10 protein-coding genes are annotated in these 14,683 nt (G+C 41.3%); 9 read left to right on the top strand and 1 reads right to left on the bottom strand.

Annotated elements, in window-relative coordinates; genetic code table 11:
• Window positions 1-9: 9 nt before the first annotated feature.
• The 4 genes from MKZ02_RS06025 to MKZ02_RS06040 all read left to right on the top strand — a co-directional run bounded on the left by MKZ02_RS06025 (window position 10) and on the right by MKZ02_RS06040 (window position 8,415).
• Window positions 10-3,729, top strand: coding sequence for a non-ribosomal peptide synthetase family protein (locus tag MKZ02_RS06025; RefSeq protein WP_340852461.1), 3,720 nt, complete (start codon window positions 10-12; stop codon window positions 3,727-3,729).
• Between the two features lie 184 nt (window positions 3,730-3,913).
• Window positions 3,914-4,612, top strand: coding sequence for a 4'-phosphopantetheinyl transferase family protein (locus tag MKZ02_RS06030; RefSeq protein ID WP_340852463.1), 699 nt, complete (start codon window positions 3,914-3,916; stop codon window positions 4,610-4,612).
• A gap of 369 nt (window positions 4,613-4,981) precedes the next feature.
• The gene (locus MKZ02_RS06035) at window positions 4,982-6,493 is read left to right on the top strand and encodes a 4-hydroxyphenylacetate 3-hydroxylase family protein (RefSeq protein ID WP_340852464.1); all 1,512 of its coding nucleotides are present in this window, start codon (window positions 4,982-4,984) and stop codon (window positions 6,491-6,493) included.
• A 35-nt stretch (window positions 6,494-6,528) separates the two neighbouring features.
• The gene (locus MKZ02_RS06040) at window positions 6,529-8,415 is read left to right on the top strand and encodes a XylR N-terminal domain-containing protein (protein WP_340852466.1); all 1,887 of its coding nucleotides are present in this window, start codon (window positions 6,529-6,531) and stop codon (window positions 8,413-8,415) included.
• A 185-nt stretch (window positions 8,416-8,600) separates the two neighbouring features.
• Here MKZ02_RS06040 and MKZ02_RS06045 read toward each other — a convergent pair whose 3' ends face one another.
• Window positions 8,601-9,206, bottom strand: a complete 606-nt coding sequence (locus MKZ02_RS06045; RefSeq protein WP_340852468.1) for a DedA family protein — start codon at window positions 9,204-9,206, stop codon at window positions 8,601-8,603.
• A gap of 550 nt (window positions 9,207-9,756) precedes the next feature.
• Here MKZ02_RS06045 and MKZ02_RS06050 point away from each other — a divergent pair.
• The 5 genes from MKZ02_RS06050 to MKZ02_RS06070 all read left to right on the top strand — a co-directional run bounded on the left by MKZ02_RS06050 (window position 9,757) and on the right by MKZ02_RS06070 (window position 14,386).
• On the top strand, window positions 9,757-10,953 hold the full coding sequence (locus MKZ02_RS06050) for an ABC transporter substrate-binding protein (RefSeq protein WP_120037916.1): 1,197 nt from the start codon (window positions 9,757-9,759) through the stop codon (window positions 10,951-10,953).
• 119 nt (window positions 10,954-11,072) lie between these two features.
• Window positions 11,073-11,948, top strand: coding sequence for a branched-chain amino acid ABC transporter permease (locus MKZ02_RS06055; RefSeq protein WP_120034572.1), 876 nt, complete (start codon window positions 11,073-11,075; stop codon window positions 11,946-11,948).
• Between the two features lie 9 nt (window positions 11,949-11,957).
• Window positions 11,958-12,908: a branched-chain amino acid ABC transporter permease gene (locus tag MKZ02_RS06060; RefSeq protein WP_120034570.1), complete on the top strand. Its 951-nt coding sequence runs from the start codon at window positions 11,958-11,960 to the stop codon at window positions 12,906-12,908.
• Window positions 12,898-13,686, top strand: coding sequence for an ABC transporter ATP-binding protein (locus MKZ02_RS06065; protein ID WP_120034568.1), 789 nt, complete (start codon window positions 12,898-12,900; stop codon window positions 13,684-13,686). The genes MKZ02_RS06060 and MKZ02_RS06065 overlap by 11 nt, the downstream gene beginning before the upstream one ends.
• A complete protein-coding gene (locus MKZ02_RS06070; RefSeq protein ID WP_120034566.1) occupies window positions 13,679-14,386 on the top strand; it encodes an ABC transporter ATP-binding protein in 708 nt (235 codons plus the stop codon). Before MKZ02_RS06065 ends, MKZ02_RS06070 begins: the two co-directional genes overlap by 8 nt.
• The last annotated feature ends 297 nt before the right edge of the window (window positions 14,387-14,683 follow it).

Here is a 14,683-nt window from a genome sequence, read left to right on the forward strand (position 1 = left end):
TATGAATGAATGTCCCAAGTTTTACTTTCTTCAGAAATGACATCAAAAGATTATTGGGAGAAGGAATTGAAAAGTCCGCTGCCGCCTTTGAACCTGCCGCTTGATAAGCAAAAACATCTCTTGAAAGAGAGTCAGTTTCAAACCTTCTCTATGCCATTGGAATCATGCGCTGTAAAAGATGTATTTACATGGGCAGAAAGAAATAATAGCAGCTTTCGTACGTTCTTTATTTCTGCGTATCTCTTTTTGCTGCATCGGTTGGCGAATGAAGAAGAAATCATGCTCGGAATATCTGTTGACGGAGAAAGCATCGCACCTATAAGAACGAATTTTGCGGGTTGCCAATCATTAGCGGATGTTCTTAATCAAGTGGCACAAAAAGTAGAAGATGTCTCTTTGCATCAGCACTTTAACTGGAGGGAAGTGCTCAAGAAAGAGGAGGAGCCCGGTTACTATACAACTTTCTCTTTTGGCAACCTTCCTGGAATAGAACAAACGAATCTAGGTTTTGGGCTGTTTACCGATGGCGCGGATTTATCATTGTTAATTGAATATAACTCCTCCCTTTTTATGGAAGAAACGATCAAACGATTTTCTGCGTACTTTGAAAATATTGTCAAATTTATATTAAATGCTGACGATCTGAATGTTCCTTTTCAATCGATTCCTATCATTACGACTGAAGAGAAAATGATGTATAAGCGTTTAAATGAAACGGCTGCTTCATTTGACGAAGGCACAGTGATCCATCAAGTATTCTCAAAAACAGCTGAGCGTTTTCCGGATCAAACAGCCGTTTCTTCCAACGGATTCAGCATCACTTATGAAGAGCTGGAAGAACAATCAAATCAAGTAGCGCACATGCTTTTGCAAAAAGGTTTAACTAAAGAGGAGCTCGTGCCTATTTTTATGAAAAGAAGCATTGGAACCATCGTTTCCATACTCGGCGTGTTAAAAGCAGGCGGAGCCTATGTACCGCTTGATCCGGATCATCCAGTTGAACGCAACAGTTACATTATAAAAGATACGAATTCGTCCATTGCCCTGGTGGATTCTGCTTATGTTGATTCATTTAGAGAATTGCTGCCTCAAGGCAAAAAATACTCTATTTTTTCAGAGACCGATTTTGCGGCGTATCCTTGCAGTTCTATTGAGGTAGAAGCGTCGTCTGAACAGCTCGCTTATGTGATTTATACATCAGGTTCTACAGGGCGGCCTAAGGGCACGCTCATCCGCCATCGAGGTGTGATCAATTTAATTAACTGGTCTACACAGGAAATGGCATTTACGGAGAAGGATGTTCTTTGCCAATTTGCGCCTTATAGCTTTGATGCCTCTATTTATGATACGTTCAGCGCGCTATTTAACGGAGCACGACTATATTTGCTTTCTGACGAAGAAAGAATGTCAGTGGAAGCTTTTGCAGAGGCTATTGAGCGAGAGGGAGTAACATCTATCGCTATCTTGCCGACCATCTTTTTTAATGAACTGGTCGCAAAGCTTTCAAGTGAAGGAGTTAAAAAGTTTAAAAATATTCGTCAAATTACAATTGGTGGCGAAGCATTAATCATGGAAACAGCTTTCGCTTTCCATGAAAAATTCGGCAAGCATATTGCTATATACAATATGTACGGGCCAACGGAATGTACGGTTATGTCTACTTTTTATAAAGTAAACGAGGAAATGCTAGATACGCCTACCGTACCAATTGGGCATCCACTCCATAACCATGCTGTTTATATCGTAAATGATGAAAATCAATTGTGTCCGATTGGTGTGCCGGGCGAGCTGCTTATCAGTTCGGCAGGAGTAGCACGTGAGTATCTGAATCAGCCTGATAAGACGGAGGCTGCATTTGTTCCGAATATATTCAATGACCCATTTAGTTCTGTTCTGTACCGGTCAGGAGACATCGTTCGACTGCTGCCTTCTGGAGAAATTGAATATGTGAGTCGAAAAGATTCTCAGATAAAAATCCGAGGACACCGTATTGAAATTGGTGAAGTAGAGGACGCGTTGACGAGTTATGAGCTGATAAAAGATGCAGCCATCATTCCCAAAGTGGATGAAGATGGGCTAAATGTTCTTGCAGCTTTCTATACAAGTGTGGCAGGAGAGGAATTATCTCAATTAGAAATACGGGATTTTCTTTTGCAGAAGCTACCTAAGTATATGGTGCCGACTTATATTCAATATATAAAGGAAATGCCGGTCTCGCCTTCCGGGAAAATTGACCGACGGACTTTATCAACTTATGAGCTCATGAAACAAGAGCAGACAGTTGCTAAGAATTTACCGCGGACAAAAACAGAAAAGGTAATTTCAGAAGCATGGAAGACAACTTTAAAGCTACCTGCTATCGATATTTACGATAACTTCTTCGAAATCGGTGGTCACTCGCTTAAAATCCTGGAAACTCTCGTTCTATTAAAACCAGAGTATCCTCAACTAAGAATTAATGACTTTTTTATGTATCCGACCATCGCTGAACTTGCTTCCCGGGCGCTAGAGTTATCCGCTGTTACAGCAAATACTGAAAAAACAGCCGCTGTTCATGAAATCATTGATTTACCGGAAAGGCCAATAAAGATTGGCTCTGGAAATTCAGCTCAGTTGCTTGCGACTCAACACGTACTGTTAACGGGAGCAACCGGTTATTTAGGATCTCATATTTTACAGCAATTACTATCGCAAACGGAAGCTAACGTTTACTGTTTAGTGCGCGGTGATTCTGCTGAGCAGGCAAAAGGAAGACTGTGGAATATTCTTACTCATTATTTTGGTGAAGAGATAGAAAAGGAAGCACAGCGCATTACTGTGATTATAGGAGATTTAGAGAAAGAAGACCTCGGGTTGTCTGCAGAGGATCGAAGCTATTTAGAAACGTGCATCGACAGCATTATCCACTGTGGAGCGGATGTTAGGCACTTTGGAGAGGTTGATCACTTTTCTCGGGTTAATAAGCAAAGCACAGAAGCTCTTTTGAAGTTTGCTAAAGAGAAAGAAGGGCTGCGTTTTCACTATATTTCTACTTTAGGCATTCCGGAGGATCTTGCTTTAGAAGGAAAATGGGATAGCCTACAAAGTATGGATGACTGGATGAATGCTTCCTTAACAAATGTCTATGTAAACAGCAAGCTCGAATCGGAGAAACTATTATTTGAAGCTGCGGCAAAAGCGGAGATTCCAGTTACGATTTATCGCGCCGGCAATCTAACTTGCCATTCACAGACTGGAAGATTCCAAAAGAACATTGACAGCAATGCCTACTACCGAATGTTAAAAACGATGCTGTCCTTGAAAGTTGCACCGAAGGTAGAGTGGTATGTGGATTACACACCTATTGATTACGCAAGCGAAAGCATTGTTGCCTTGGCGGTGCAGCCGGAATCGGCCGGACGGGTGCTTCATATTTGTAACCAAGTACAAATCCATTATTCGGATATGATTGAGCAATTAAGAAAATGCGGTTATAACATTGAATTGAAGGAGCCAGAAGCATACGAAAATTGGCTGTTTGGCGACAACGATATCGATCCTGAAATTTTACAGTTGACTATAGCTCAGCTTGAAGGAGACGGGGCAAAGGACTCTCCCTACCGCTACTCATGCCCGGAAACAAAGAAGTTGCTTGCAAATACAAATGTGGCATGTCCGGAAATAGATGAGAAGTTTTTTGAGAAAATGATCTCATACGCTGCAAAAGTTGGTTACTTTCCGCGCCCATAGTGATAGCAGCACCTATATAGACAAATGACATATTGAATAGCGCTTGCTTTCATGGATGCTTTCTTGTTTGCTTTTGGGCAGACGTGCATCCTGAAAGACAAGCGTTTTTTTCTTGGTCCGGGGATCCTATCGATAAGATGTCCTCTTATGCTACTAATTTAATATTTTTAAGGAGCTAAGCGCATTGATTGAGCTTTTTATTGTCGAAAGAACAGATATAGAACTGATTCCATTTGCTCTTTACTCTGTTTTAACAGATGAGGAGAAGAGTTATATTCTTCGTTATCGAAAGAAGGAAGATCAGATTAATTCTTTAATTGGCACTTTACTAGCCCGGTACTTAGCAGAACGTCACCAAATTATAGATCAACCGATAAAAAGAGCGGCGAATGGCAAACCTTATGTTGCGAATTTTGAGGGACAGATAAGCATTTCTCATTCCGAGGAATTTATCGCTTGTGCTGTTCACCCAAATGGCAGGATTGGCATTGATATAGAAAAGATCCGTCAAATAGATTTTGCGGTCGCGACAGAGTTTCTTAGTCCAAATGAACATCGTTTTTTTCAGACAAGAGAAAGTGAGGAGGAAAAATTATCAGCGTTATATACCTACTGGACACTGAAGGAGTCTTTTTTCAAAGCAGAAGGAACAGGGCTGACAGGAGGTTCGCTTACAGCTGTTGAATTTGAACTATCCAACCCGCCTGTTTTACGATTACCTGCTGAATTAGCTGGAACATGGAAGTTTGCTTGCGCAAACCTGTCCCGCGCCTATCGCTGTTCAGTTTGTTATTCTTCTGTGAAACCGATGAATCTTCTCTTTGAAAAGATTTGCCTAGACGAACTAACGGCCTATTTTGTTAAAAGCGGTACAAGAAATTAAATAATATTTCATTCTTAATAAGTGTTGTCGGAGAAAAATGTTCAGTTATTTATTTTGACAGCACAAAGCAAAGCGGTCTTAGTCGTGGTGTACAGGCTATAGAGGTGTATATGGAGGCTTAATTATTAAGATAGAAAGAAAGCTAGATCTGAAAGGATAGTTTTTCTACTCTTTCAGATCCAGTTTTTCGGAATTTTTAATTAGCATGAACGTTATATGGATGGTTTACTATTCTGGTTCTGAAGTTATCAAACAAAAAGTGTTTAATAATTATTATTTTTTAGTAAGTCTTTGTTGTAGGAAAATAACGGAACATTCATTATGATAAGGATAACAGAAAGAATTTTCTGACAAATGGAGGTTTTTATTATGATGAATGGCCAGGAGTATATTGAGAGTCTGCGAGATGGACGTGTTATTTACTTAAATGGAGAAAAAATTGAGGATGTCACGATTCATCCGGCTTATCAAAATTCCGTAAGATCGATGGCTCGTTTGTATGATGCACTTCATCAACCGGACACAGCCTCGATTTTAACAACAAAAACAAAGGAGGGGCATTTAACACAAAAGTTTTTTAAACCGTCTACAAGTGCCCAGGAACTGCTGGAGGCCCGGGATGCCATCGCTGAATGGTCCAAGTTAAGCTACGGGTTTATGGGCAGGACACCTGATTATAAAGCAGCCTTTACTGCTCATTTGAAACCATATGCTAACTTTTATAAAGGGTTTGAAGACAATGCACGCCGATGGTATGAAAAAACAACGAAGGAAGTGCCATTTTGTAATCATACGATTATTAATCCGCAAATGGACCGGTCCAAACCGCTTCATGAGAATCAAGATGTCTTTGTTCGTGTAGTAGAAGAACGGGATAATGGCATCATTGTAAGCGGTGCCAAAATGGTCGGTACATCGGCCGCCATTACCAATTATAATTTTGTCGCAAACTATTCGCCCGTTGATCTGGCGAAGGATGATCTTGACCACGCTTTAATTTTCTTCGTTGAAATGAACGCACCAGGGCTGAAGATAATTAGCCGGCAATCATATGAGCTGATAGCAGCAAAGTTAGGTACTCCGTTTGATTATCCCTTATCAAGCCGTTTTGATGAAAATGATGCCGTTATCGTACTTGACCGGGTTTTCGTACCGTGGGAAAATGTACTCGCTTACCGGAATGTGGAAATTGCAAACGGCTTTCGCGGCAAAACCGGCTGGATGAATCGGTATACGTTTCATGGGTGCACTCGCTTTGCAGTGAAGCTGGACTTCATGGCAGGCTTATTAATGAAAGCGACAGAGGCATCCGGTACAAAAGGGTTCAGAGGAGTGCAAGCGAATATTGGCCAGGTGCTCGCCTGGAGAAATATGTTCTGGTCACTTTCCACGGCTATGGCAACAGATCCAGAAAAGGGAGACAACGGCGTTGTTCTTCCGAATGGACAATCGGCCGCAGCTTACCGGGTTCTGGCTCCAATGGTGTGGCCAAGAGTAAAAGAGATCTTTGAAACAGTAGTAGCGGGAGGGTTGATTCAACTTCCATCCAGCGCGAAAGACTTTGAAAATCCGGAAATCCGCCAGTACCTGGACCAATATTATAAGGGAACGGGAATTGATGCGTTAGAACGAGTAAAACTCATGAAATTGATTTGGGATGCCCTCGGCACAGAGTTTGGTGGTCGCAACGAGTTGTACGAGCTCAATTACGCCGGAAACCATGAGAATATTCGGCTGGAGACGCTTAGAAATGCTGAGTTGTCAGGTCAAACGGCAAAGTACAAAGCATTTGTTGATCAGGCAATGAGTGAATACGATCTTTCTGGATGGACGACTGACACATGGGTAAATGCACACAAAAGCCCGGTTGGCACAGAGTGATAATTAAACCATGCAAGAAAAGCAGGTGATGGTGCATGAGTAATCAGACCTTTCCCGAGACTTCCCTCCATCTGTCAGAACGAGAGGGGATTATACAGTTGGATGATGAAAGAATCGTTCTGACCTCTTCCGCTGTTTTTGGCACGCTTCGTAAAGACTTGGCAGAAAACATCGGGAATGAACGGATGAAAGGGTTTCTTATTCGCTATGGTTGGAACCTTGGAGTCAATGATGCGAAGCGAGCGTTAAAAAAGGACTTTTCTTCCATAGAGGAAGTGTTAAGACAGGGGTCCGTTTTTCACGCATTGAAGGGTTACACGAAAGCAAAGACAACGAAATTCCAAATTCACTTTCATCCCGATAAGAAGGTAGAGGATGTGCATGTTGAAGGAATATGGTACAGCTCATACGAAGCAGAGGAAAATAGTAAACAGTTTGGTGTGGAAAAGCATCCTGTTTGCCATACACTGATCGGCTATGCAAGCGGGTACTATTCGACAGTCTGCGGACACACAGTTATTTTTAAAGAAATTGCTTGCAAAGGGACTGGAGATCCCGTATGCCGTTATATTGGCAAGTCTCTTCATTGTTGGCAGGGAAAAGCGGATGAAGAATTAAATTATTATGAGAATCAGACAATTGTAAAGGAACTGGAAGTTGCTTACAATATGTTGCTTGAAGAACGCAACAACTTAGAAAAGGCAGCGATCATTCATGAAAGGCTGACAGAAGAAGTTATCAATGGAAATGATTTACAGTCTATTGCGGCAGCTGTTTATGAAACAACAAGTTGTCCTCTCCTAATCGAAAACACTTACTTTGAGAAGCTTGCTTGTGCTGGGATAACAGATGAGGAATATGTAAAGATAGAGGCTGGCTTTAAAGAGCTGCTACATCAAGGCGATGATAAGGTAACGATTAAAGAAACGAAAAGACTAAAGGATGAGCAGCACCAGCGTTTAATGACTCCGATCCGGCTGCAAAAAAAGATATTGGGCTATTGTTCATTCATTTATGAAACCAGTGTTAGGGACTTTCCTAAGGTTGATTCAATGATATTAGAGCGGGCAGCTACCGTTTGCTCTCTTTATCTATTAAATGAAAAAACGAGCTTTGAAGCAATGGAAAGAATGAAAGGACATTTTCTTGAACAAATACTAAATGGTTACTTTCCGTCGAAACAAGAAATATTAAAGCGGGGCGGCTATATGAATATTGATTTGAGCCTGTCTTTCCGGATGATTGTATTAACTTATCAGAGCAGACAAAGCCATCCGGTTAATGAACTGTTTTTTCATGAACAATTAATGGAAACAATCTTTCACTATTTTAAGCGCCAAAAAGTCCAGCTCGTAACTGGTCAGCGAGATGGAAACATTATTTTGCTCATTCAAACAGATTCTCTAACGACAGAGGAAAAGCTTCCTGAATTATGCAGTTGTCTCATTGACCATCTCGGTGGCGTATACCCAGCTTATTTGTTTCGAATGGGCGTGAGCACAAAAGGAAAACAAATTGAGCAAGCTGCTACTTACTATAAGGAAGCAATCATTGCTTTGAAGATTGGCGCATACAACGAAACACTCTTTCTCTTTGAAAATTTAGGAGTAACAGGGATCTTGTTAAGCTCGCAAGATAAGGAAGCTGTGAAGCAGAAGGCTCATTATTTATTAGGGCCGCTCTTTGAAAGTGAGGGAGCAAAGAAGAATGAGCTTGTTAAAACACTTTATATATTTTTAAGCAATGGTGGAAATCTTGAGAAAACCATGAATGACTTGTCCCTTTCGATGAGTGGATTGCGCTACCGGGTTGAAAAAATAGAATACTTGCTTGATAAAGATTTGCGAGATCCGCAAGTAAGCTATGAATTGCTGCTAACACTAAAAGCCCTCATTGTTGCAGGTGACATTACTATTTTATAGGACCTATTAAAGCTGAATACACTAGTTGATTGTAGTGGAAGGCGGCGACTTCAACGGAAAAAGTGAGCTCTGGTTAGACCCTATAGGAGCGCGCGACGAAGAGGCTCACAAACCGCCCGCTTGCAGCGAAAATCAATAATCAACTATTTTTATAAAAAGAGTGCCTCAAGAGATGTACTCTCTTTTTATTTCTTCTTTTTAAATAGAAGGAAAAACAGAAAACATGTTAGTGATGAGCCGATCAGTGCATAAATAATATTGGCATACATGTCCACAAAGAGAACAATCTTTTCCCACGACTCGCCAAAAAAGGCACCTGCCGAGACAAGAAGAAGATTCCAGACAAATGTACCGACAGAGGTCAAAAACAGAAACAATGAAAACCTCATCCGTGCCATACCGGCAGGGATAGAAATAAGACTGCGGACGAGCGGAATAACCCGGCAGACGAGAACTGTCCAATAGCCATAATCGTTAAACCATCCGTCCGCTTTGTAAATATCTTTTTTATCCAGATGAAGAATACGACCCCATCGGTCAATGATTTTCTCGAGACGCCCTACATCAAGCAAATTGCCGATTTTATATAAGATAACTGCTCCGGTAAGCGACCCTGCTGTAGCCGCCAATACGACTCCCGGAACTGTTAGCGTTGAGAAAGTGGTCATCGTCCCACCGAAAGTGAGAATGACCTCAGAGGGAATAGGGGGGAATATATTTTCAAACGCGATTAAGAGGAAAATACCGACGTAACCATACTGCTCCATCATTTCAACCATCCAGCTTTGCATACAAGTACTCCCTCCAGTAAATTTTTGCTATTGTTCTACTATGATATGAAAGAGTTGCCCAAGAAAGTATGTTTTAGATAAGTAAATAATAATGATCACAGATTTGGAAGAAGAAAAGACAGAGGGAGCGGCAGCCAGCTTCGGATATAACTAGTGGTCATCTGTCTATCATTTTATTTTTCTTGTGCACAGCATTAAAGCAAAAGAAGCAGAGTATATGAAACTATGTACAGTAAATGAGAGGGAGTGGCTTTTTTGATTTTCTTAAAGATCAAGAAACGGTTACTTTTGTAGTATTGTCGTTTGGCAATGGTTTTTAAAGGAATTTCACTAGGTAGATAGTGTGGTTTAAAAATAAAAGTTGTATATTAATAAAGATTCAGAAATATATTAATTAAAAGAAAATTAAGTCTAGACTAAATAGTCAGTTTAGATTAAAATACTATTGTGTAATACTAAATATTTGATTTTTTACTAATGATGAAAGAAGGGGAGATTTACAATGTACCGCTTTCATTTGTTAGAAAAATGAGAAAATAGGGGGATTATTATGAGAAAGAGATTAAAGAAAAAGCTTCCTCACATGCTTTTGTCTGCGACTTTAGTAGCGGGTATATTATCTGGTTGTGCAGGCGGAGAATCAGGAAGCGGTGGTTCTGGCGGTGGCGGAGATGTCATTAAAATCGGAGCCAACCTCGAATTATCAGGAGCAGTAGCTTCTTATGGACAATCCATTGGCAAGGGAGTAGACCTCGCTGTTGAAGAAATCAACAAAGATGGCGGGATTGACGGTAAAAAGATCGAAGTAGTTAAAATAGATAATAAATCGGATGCAGCGGAAGCAACCAACGCGGCGATCAAGCTGACAAGCCAGGAAAAAGTAACAGCTATTATCGGAGCGGCAACAAGCGGTAACTCTGTAGCGCAAGTTCAAATAGCTGATGATAACAAAACGGTTCTTCTCACTCCTTCGGGCACGAGCCCTAACGTGACAGTAGGGACAAACAATAAAGTAAATGAGTTTATTTTCCGTACATGCTTTATTGATCCATTCCAAGGAACAGTGGCTGCCAACTTTGCAGCTAAAGATTTAAAAGTGAAAAATGCCGCCATCTTTGCAGATAGTGCAAGTGACTATGCAAAAGGCCTAGCTGCTTCTTTTAAAGAGACTTTTGAGAAAGCCGGCGGAAAAGTTGTTGCGGAAGAAGCATACGTAGCTAAGGATACTGATTTCCGCTCTACGTTAACACGCATTAAAGCAGCGAATCCGGAATTCGTATTTATTCCTGGATACTATGAGGAAGTTGGATTAATTATCAAGCAAGCACGTGAAATGGGCATTAAAGCGCCATTTATGGGCGGCGATGGCTGGGATTCACCAAAGCTTATTGAATTAGCCGGTGCTGATGCGTTAAATAACACATTTATCACCAACCATTATTCTTCTGGAGACCCAGATGAAAAGATTCAAAAATTCGTAGAAGCATTTAAGGCTAAGAATAAAGATCAATCACCAGATGCGTTTAATGCTCTTGGTTATGATTCTGTATATCTGTTGGCGGACGCAATCAAGCGTGCGGGAAGCACTGATTCAACAAAAATTAAAGACGCTCTAGCAGAAACAAAAGATCTGTCACTCGTTTCTGGTAACTTTACGATTGATGAAAATCACAACCCGATCAAAACGGCAACTGTTCTAGAGTACAAAGATGGCAAGCAAGTCTTTAAAACAAAAATTAACCCTTAATATGAACAATTGTCCATCATGCTAGTATGTGAGAAATGGGAGGAGCATCCTCCCATTTCAGTTTTTTCGTCGGTAAAAATAAACAGGATGCAAAAGTTTGTTTAAAAGGAGTGAGAATCATGGAATGGGTACAGCAGATTGTCAACGGTATATCACTCGGCAGTATCTATGCATTAATAGCCCTTGGCTATACGATGGTTTATGGAATCATTAAATTAATTAACTTCGCCCATGGGGAAGTATTCATGATCGGAGCATTTATTGGATTTTACGCGATTGGCGGCTGGGGGTTAAGTTTTCTGCCGGCCCTTTTGCTTGCTATGGCGGTTTGTGCTGTAGTGGGAGTCGTTATCGAAAGGGTAGCTTATAAACGCCTTCGCAATGCCACCAGAATTGCTGCTCTGATTACAGCTATCGGGGTATCACTTTTTATTCAATATGGGGTTATTTATATTCGAGGAGCCCAGCCGGAAGCTTATCCTAACGTTTTTCCCAGCAAGACATTTGAGATTTTTGGAGTAAACATTAGCAGCCAGTCTTTATTAATTCTTTCTGTTTCTATTATTCTTATGATTATCTTACAATTTATCGTTCATCGCACAAAAATGGGAAAAGCTATGCGTGCGGTTTCTTACGATGCAGAAGCAGCCCGATTGATGGGAATCAACGTTGACCGAACCATTTCTTTTACATTTGCAATCGGCTCAGCACTAGCAGGGGCAGCCGGAGTCATTTTTGGAACTTATTACACAAAGATTGATCCATTGATGGGAGTTATTCCAGGCTTAAAGGCATTCGTAGCGGCAGTATTAGGCGGAATTGGTATCATTCCGGGAGCGATGGTTGGCGGACTTGTGCTTGGAGTGGTTGAAACAATCGTCAGTGCCTTCGGTTATTCACTGTGGAGAGATGCCGCCGCCTTTATCATCTTAATATTAATTCTTATTTTTAAACCATCGGGCCTCTTTGGCAAAAATACTAGAGAGAAAGTGTAGGTGGGGCAGATGAAAAAAGCTAAAGGGTTTTGGTTATTTATTATTCTCTCAATAGTGATTTATGGAGTCGTACAATTTTTAATTAATTCCGGATCATTAAATCCGTTCTATGCTAATACGTTAATATTTATAGCTATCAATATTATCTTAGCAGTCAGTCTGCATTTAGTTATAGGAATTACCGGTCAATTCTCGATCGGTCATGCCGGATTTCTGGCTGTAGGCGCTTACATTTCTGCTATCTTTACGATGAAATTGGAATTTCCTTTTGTGGCCGCATTAATTGTAGGCGGAATTGTCGCTGCTTTAGCAGGCTTAATGGTTGGAATTCCGAGCTTGCGTTTGAAAGGAGATTACCTGGCTATTGCTACATTGGGATTTGCAGAGATTATCCGGATTGTTTTTCTAAATATTGATTACGTTGGCGGGGCTGCAGGAATGCAGGTTTCCCACTTTACAGATTGGACATATACTTTTATTTGTCTTTTGATTACTATTGTCGTTATTGTGAACTTTACGAACTCACGGCATGGACGTGCCTGTATTGCCATTAGAGAAAATGAAATCGCGGCAGATGCAATGGGGATTAATACGACATACTATAAGGTCGTTGCTTTTGCTCTTGGCTCCTTTTTTGCTGGGATTGCCGGCGGGCTGTATGCTCATAACTTCTATATCATTCAGCCGACAAACTTTGGTTTTCTAAAGTCTTTTGATATCTTGATTTTTGTTGTTTTAGGTGGTCTCGGCAGTTTGTCGGGAGCTGTTATTTCAGCGATCTTATTAACGATTGTCTCTACTTTCCTGCAGGACTACCCGGAAACGCGCATGATTATTTATAGTCTTGTACTTGTCATTGTCATGTTATATCGCCCTCAAGGATTGATGGGAACAAAAGAGATTACGGATTACTTTGGCAAATGGACAAATGCGAAAGGAGGGGACTCATATGGCAAGTAAGCCGTTGCTACATGTCGAAGGTGCAGGCATTCAATTTGGCGGTTTAAAAGCTGTGTCAGGCATAAATATCGAAATTCATCAAGGGGAACTGATTGGGCTGATTGGGCCGAACGGCGCTGGAAAAACAACGACTTTCAACTTGCTCACAGGTGTATATGTGCCAACAGAAGGTGATATCTGGTTTGATGGAAAGCGCATTAATGGTTTGCTTCCTTATCAAATTACCCGTGGAGGGATTAGCCGCACCTTCCAAAATATTCGCCTCTTTAATGAGCTTTCTGTTCTTGATAACGTAAAAGTTGCCTATCACTCCCTTGCTAAGCATTCGATTTGGAGTTCCGTTTTACGTCTTCCCTCTTATTTTAGAGGAGAAAAAGAGATGGAAGAGAAATCAATCCAGTTTCTCAAAATTTTTAAACTAGATCATTTAAAAGATGAGGTCGCAAAAAATCTCCCTTATGGTCAACAGAGAAGGCTAGAAATTGCGAGAGCGCTGGCAGCCGGTCCGAAGCTGTTATTGCTTGATGAACCGGCCGCTGGGATGAATCCGCAAGAGACGGCAGAACTCATGGACTTAATTGCCTTTATTCGTAAAGAATTTAACTTGACTATTTTATTGATCGAACATGATATGAAGCTGGTAATGGGCATATGTGAACGGATTTATGTGCTGGATCACGGCCAGCTAATTGCTGAGGGCGAGCCAGAGGTTATCCGGAATCATCCGAAAGTTATTGAAGCGTATTTAGGTGAGGAGGTGGAGAGTGCCAATGCTTAAAGTGAATCAGATCAATGTCAACTATGGAAATATCCGGGCGTTAAAGGGAGTCTCCCTTGATGTAAATGAAGGAGAAATCGTTACTTTAATTGGTGCCAACGGAGCGGGGAAGAGTACATTGCTTAAAACGCTGTCCGGCTTGCTCAAGCCAAAAGAAGGAACGATTGAATATCTAGGGAAGTCAATCGCTGGAAAGCCTGCACAAACAATTGTTAAAGCTGGCATTTCCCATGTACCTGAAGGACGCCGAGTGTTTGCCAACATGACTGTAGAAGAAAATTTGGAGCTCGGTGCTTATTTAAGAAATGACTCGGCAGGCGTTCGTCAGGACTTTGAAAGGGTGTATGAGCTGTTCCCGCGACTCGAAGAGCGGAGAAAACAGTTATCCGGAACACTTTCCGGAGGAGAGCAGCAAATGCTGGCGATGGGCCGGGCTTTGATGGCTCGCCCGAAGCTCCTTTTACTGGATGAACCTTCTATGGGGCTGGCTCCGCTGCTTGTTCAAACGATCTTCCGTATTATTGAGGAGATTAACCGCGATGGCACAACCATTTTATTGGTTGAACAAAATGCCCATATGGCTTTATCAATTGCTAGCCGGGCATACGTAGTGGAAACAGGACAGATAGTCATTTCTGGAACAGCAGAAGAACTGCAAGCAAGTGAAGAAGTAAAAATGGCCTATCTTGGCGGGCACTAACAATAAATTTCATCGCCCCTATTATTTGCAAAACCCCAGGCTGCTTCAGCTGGGGTTTTAATTGTGTAAAATACTCGTTTGGTAGAGGCTTTAAGATGCTATCAAAAAGGAAAGAAGGTCTAGTGGAAGAGGTGGAGTAAGAAAGGATAATTACATCAAGCAGCAAGTACAAAACCGCTTGGAAAATTGCTGCTGCTCTTGAAGTAAATCAGGCCACTGCTACTCGGAAGATTCGCAACAATTCAGAAGATTTTCTGAAACAGACATAGAAACAGGCTTGCTACATGAGCAAGCCTG

This window comes from Pseudobacillus sp. FSL P4-0506, from assembly GCF_038003025.1.
GTDB lineage: Bacteria > Bacillota > Bacilli > Bacillales > Domibacillaceae > Pseudobacillus.

Coding starts and splice junctions, on each gene's coding strand:
- MKZ02_RS06040 (WP_340852466.1), top strand. CDS start 6,529: ATGAGTAATCAGACCTTTCCCGAGACTTCCCTCCATCTGTCAGAACGA.
- MKZ02_RS06060 (WP_120034570.1), top strand. CDS start 11,958: ATGAAAAAAGCTAAAGGGTTTTGGTTATTTATTATTCTCTCAATAGTG.
- MKZ02_RS06035 (WP_340852464.1), top strand. CDS start 4,982: ATGATGAATGGCCAGGAGTATATTGAGAGTCTGCGAGATGGACGTGTT.
- MKZ02_RS06025 (WP_340852461.1), top strand. CDS start 10: ATGTCCCAAGTTTTACTTTCTTCAGAAATGACATCAAAAGATTATTGG.
- MKZ02_RS06050 (WP_120037916.1), top strand. CDS start 9,757: ATGAGAAAGAGATTAAAGAAAAAGCTTCCTCACATGCTTTTGTCTGCG.
- MKZ02_RS06045 (WP_340852468.1), bottom strand. CDS start 9,206: ATGCAAAGCTGGATGGTTGAAATGATGGAGCAGTATGGTTACGTCGGT.
- MKZ02_RS06065 (WP_120034568.1), top strand. CDS start 12,898: ATGGCAAGTAAGCCGTTGCTACATGTCGAAGGTGCAGGCATTCAATTT.
- MKZ02_RS06070 (WP_120034566.1), top strand. CDS start 13,679: ATGCTTAAAGTGAATCAGATCAATGTCAACTATGGAAATATCCGGGCG.
- MKZ02_RS06055 (WP_120034572.1), top strand. CDS start 11,073: ATGGAATGGGTACAGCAGATTGTCAACGGTATATCACTCGGCAGTATC.